We start from the raw sequence: 4,551 nt of genomic DNA, 5'->3' as shown, positions 1-4,551 counted from the left end.
AGGGGAAGGGTAGTTGTGCGGACGGCGAGGAGATATTTAGGGGTAATGATGCGGAGTGTAAGCCTTTTATGGGGTGACAATAGGGTGGAATGGATAAAGGAGAAGAAAAAGGACGTGCGCGGGCACGCCCTAGAAAGGGGAGTTTAATTGTTCCTGCCAACACAACCAACCTCAGTTAGCTAAGGAAGGAGATGAAATATTTAGTCTTGTCAGATTGGCACACTATCAATTTTCAGGCGGCCCTTTGTTATAATCCTCTCTTTACCTGAACATAAAACAGGCCGTCTTATGGAAGTCATCCAATATCCCAATTCTCCGTTTAAACTTCATCAGCCATTTCCTCCAGCCGGCGACCAGCCTACCGCCATTGCCGGCCTGCTCGAAGGGCTTTCAGACGGCCTGGCCTATCAAACCCTGCTCGGCGTAACCGGTTCGGGCAAAACCTACACCATGGCGCACGTCATCGCCCAAAGCGGCCGACCCGCCATCATCATGGCGCACAACAAAACCCTTGCCGCCCAACTCTACGCCGAAATGCGCGAATTTTTCCCCGAAAACGCGGTGGAATATTTCGTCTCCTACTACGACTATTACCAACCCGAAGCCTATGTGCCCAGCCGCGATTTGTTCATCGAAAAAGACAGCGCTATTAACGAACACATCGAGCAGATGCGCCTTTCCGCCACCAAAAACCTGATGACGCGCGATGACGTGATTATCGTCGCCACCGTGTCCGCCATTTACGGTATCGGCGACCCGACCGAATATCAACAAATGGTGTTGTCCGTCAAAGAAGGCGACACCATCGAGCAGCGCGACATCATCGCCACGCTCGTTTCCATGCAGTACGAACGCGGCGATTTGGACTTCAAACGCGGCAGCTTCCGCGTGCGCGGCGACATGATTGACGTGTACCCCGCCGAAAGCTCCGAAAACGCCTTGCGTATCAGCCTGTTCGACGACGAAATCGACCGCCTCGATATGTTCGACCCGCTTTCAGGCAGCCTGCACCAGCGCGTCGGCCGCTACACCGTCTTCCCGTCCAGCCACTACGTTACTCCCCGCGACACCGTATTGCGCGCCTGCGAGTCCATCAAAGAAGAACTGCGCGAACGCATCGAATTTTTCGCTCGCGAACAACGCCCTGTCGAACAACAACGCATCGAACAGCGCACCCGCTTCGACCTCGAAATGCTCTACGAAATGGGCTTCTGCAAAGGCATCGAAAACTACTCCCGCCACTTCTCCGGCAAAAAAGAAGGGGAACCGCCGCCCACGCTGATGGACTACCTGCCCGACAACGCCATCATGTTCATCGACGAAAGCCACGTTACCGTCACCCAAATCGGCGGCATGTACAAAGGCGACGCATCGCGCAAGCAAAACCTCGTCGACTACGGCTTCCGCCTGCCTTCCGCCCGCGACAACCGCCCGCTCAAATTCCACGAATTTGAAAAAGTCATGCCGCAAACCATCTTCGTTTCCGCCACCCCTGCCAAATACGAAGAAGAACACGCCGGACAAGTGGTCGAACAAGTCGTCCGCCCCACAGGGCTGGTTGACCCCCAAATCATCATCCGCCCCGTCGCCACCCAAGTCGATGATTTAATGAGTGAAATCAACGACCGCATCCAAAAAGGCGAACGCGTGCTCGTTACCACCCTCACCAAACGCATGGCGGAGCAACTCACCGACTATTACAGCGAACTCGGTATCAAAGTGCGCTACCTGCACAGCGACATCGACACCGTCGAGCGCGTTGAAATCATTAGAGATTTACGGCTCGGTCTGTTTGACGTACTCGTCGGCATTAACCTCTTGCGCGAAGGCCTGGATATCCCCGAAGTCTCCCTCGTCGCCATCCTCGACGCCGACAAAGAAGGCTTCCTGCGCTCGCACCGCAGCCTGATTCAAACCATAGGCCGCGCCGCGCGTAACGTGAATGGCGTCGCCATCCTGTACGCCGACAAAATCACCGACTCCATGAAAGCCGCCATCGACGAAACCGAACGCCGCCGCGAAAAACAAATGAAATTCAACGAAGAACACGGCATCGTGCCGCAGCAGATTAAAAAACAGGTCAAAGACATCATCGACGGCGTATACCACGAAGAAGACGGCGGCAAAGGCCGTCTGAAAGGTAAAAACAAAGTCAAAGTCGGCGAAATCCACAACGAAGAAGACGCGCTTAAAGAAATCGCCAAACTCGAAAAAGCCATGCAGCAGGCGGCTAGGGATTTGCAGTTTGAAGAGGCTGCTGTGTTGCGGGATAGGATTCGGGGGATTAAAGAGAATTTGTTGTTTGGGGCGGAATAAGTTTAGTGGGAAATTATCTTTCTTTTCGCATAAGTATTTTAGTTTGAAGATAATATTTTAAAATGTTTTGTTTTATAGCAGGTTGGACTTTTATTTGGAAGTCTTTTGAAGCTTAGAATAAATTTGATATATTGCATATAGTTAAGCCAATGGTTAAATGAACTTGTATATAGGATGTGAAAATTTTTTAGAAGAGCTTGTATAGTTCTATATTAAACGTTTAATTAGTTAATAAACGGTTAGATAGTTACGTAGATAATATTAAGAAGCTATGTGCTAATATTTAACTAATATGGTTATTTTTATATATAATTGATTTTTTGAGTATAAGGTTATTTGTAATGCAATGGAATATTCCTGAAGTTCCCGCAACATTAATTTCAGAAGTCAAAAATAAGTGGGGAAAACCATGGATATGGGCCGCTACTTTAGCATTTGCATGTTGCTGTTCATTGTTATGGATTTTATTGCTGAGAAAGTATGCAATTTATTCGTTAGTATTCCCTATTACATGGCTTGCAGCACTTTTTTACCGCTATATTTCTTCAGTTCATCAGTATGCTGCAATGGAAGCATGGAAGCATGAAAAAAACAATATTCGTAGGAAATGGGTAGAGTGGGCGGACAAGAGGGTGGCTGTAATAGACGCTTATATATCTCTGCCGTCTGAAATTGCACTAAATGATGTCATTGCTGAAACTAAAGGTAATGAGAGATTTGATTGTATTGCTTTTATTGATGATGAAGAAGACAACTTTGACCGACCATTGTGTCATGAAACAACGGTGTGGCAACTAGAAGAAAGAATTAAGTCTTTGGCTGAGTTTTCAAAAAAATTGACTGTGCATATCCATACTCCTGACAATGATATTTATGAAGCCTGGCAAAATAAGCTAATTAATATGTCGGAAACTATTGGTATGGAAAACTTGGATCTAACCATAATGCCACTGCAGGATATGAGTGAATTTATCGATAATTGGTTTGAGAAATCCGAACCTGAAGGTATCCATGCTGTCTTGTCTGCTTGGTTAAATCCAGATATAGACGATTTAGAATTTACTGAAACAGTCACTTGGATGGTTTTTTCCTCTTTGCATTTGGCTAAACAGAATAACTTACCGATTCGTGCATGGTTACAACGACCTATTACGTTGGAAGATGGAAAACAGCCACAGTTGTTGAAAAAATATGTGGATTATGGACTGCATGGTGAAGCGGTTGATGCAGTATGGTTTGCCTCCTCTTATGAGGAAATTCAGCAATATATGGATGGTATTAAGGCAGCAGGAGGAGACTGGCATTATGACAGAAATAGTATTTTAAGACATAATCCTGGACTTTTTATGGGACCTCTTGCTTCGGAAAATCAATTGCTCATGTTAGGTTTGGCTGTTGAGAATACTGAACAGAAAAATCAGTTATTTGGTTGGAATACGGATAAGGGTTTTTATATGGGGCGTTTGATTCAGACTTATAGTAATGTCTGAGTCTAGAACTGACCTATAGGAATTTTGAAGGAAAAGGAATGTAAAGATGAAGGGTATTATTAGATTGGGTGATTCTACTACGCATGGTGGCATGGTCATTCAAGCATCTTCTCAAATGACTATTGAAGGAAAACCTGCGGCCCTGGTTGGCGATTTGGTTAGTTGCCCTATACCTGGTCATGGTGATAATCCGATCATTGAAGGCAGTCAGTATATGATTTTTGAAGGTAAAGCAGTTGCCGTTGATGGTTGCAAGACTGCATGTGGATGTGCTTTGATTAGTAGCCTGCCCAGTGTTGGAAGTGATTGAAAAAATCCTCTTTCCCAAAAGGAAAGAGGATTTTTCAAGCTTGCCTAATTGCTTATTTCTTTTCTTTAGGCATTTGGGATACCAATGACAAGTTAACATCCAAGCCTTCGATTTGGAAGTGTGGACGAGCAAACAAGCGGACTTTGAAGAAGCCGGGGTTGTCCTCAATATCTTCCACCAATACTTTTGCTTCTCTCAACGGATGTGTGGCCTGCAACTCATCGCTCGGGTCGGTCATTTCCGTTACCAGGGTATTAATCCAAGTATTCAGTTCCAACTCAAGCATGCGACGGTCTTTGGTGGTACCGATGTTTTCACGCTGGATCAGTTTGAGGTAGTGCGCCAAACGGGAAAGCAGGAAGACGTAAGGCAAACGGGCGTTGATACGGCTGTTTGCGGTTGCTTCTTTGGTTTCATACAACGCAGGTTTCTGTG

Annotated in this window: 3 protein-coding genes and 1 pseudogene; 3 read left to right on the top strand and 1 reads right to left on the bottom strand. The window is 46.1% G+C overall.

Annotated elements, in window-relative coordinates; all coding sequences use genetic code 11:
* Positions 1–288 precede the first annotated feature (288 nt).
* The 3 genes from uvrB (at position 289) to ACTHUG_RS11130 (ending at position 4,116) form a co-directional block, all read left to right on the top strand.
* Positions 289–2,316: an excinuclease ABC subunit UvrB gene (gene uvrB, locus ACTHUG_RS11140; RefSeq protein ID WP_440386794.1), complete on the top strand. Its 2,028-nt coding sequence runs from the start codon at positions 289–291 to the stop codon at positions 2,314–2,316.
* A 341-nt stretch (positions 2,317–2,657) separates the two neighbouring features.
* Complete coding sequence (locus ACTHUG_RS11135) at positions 2,658–3,806, top strand: hypothetical protein (RefSeq protein WP_440386795.1); 1,149 nt, start codon at positions 2,658–2,660, stop codon at positions 3,804–3,806.
* Positions 3,807–3,852: 46 nt separating this feature from the next.
* Positions 3,853–4,116 carry a PAAR domain-containing protein gene (locus ACTHUG_RS11130; RefSeq protein ID WP_296117867.1) on the top strand — a complete coding sequence of 88 codons (264 nt, stop codon included), beginning with the start codon at positions 3,853–3,855 and terminating at the stop codon, positions 4,114–4,116.
* 52 nt (positions 4,117–4,168) lie between these two features.
* Here ACTHUG_RS11130 and ACTHUG_RS11125 read toward each other — a convergent pair.
* Positions 4,169–4,551, bottom strand: a pseudogene (locus tag ACTHUG_RS11125) (type VI secretion system contractile sheath large subunit); the annotation flags it as partial.

Origin of the sequence: Neisseria sp. P0022.S009 (assembly GCF_051956675.1) — a bacterium.
Classification (GTDB): domain Bacteria; phylum Pseudomonadota; class Gammaproteobacteria; order Burkholderiales; family Neisseriaceae; genus Neisseria.
Note: the sequence above shows the minus strand (reverse complement) of the source record. Positions and strands in the feature narration are given on the sequence as shown.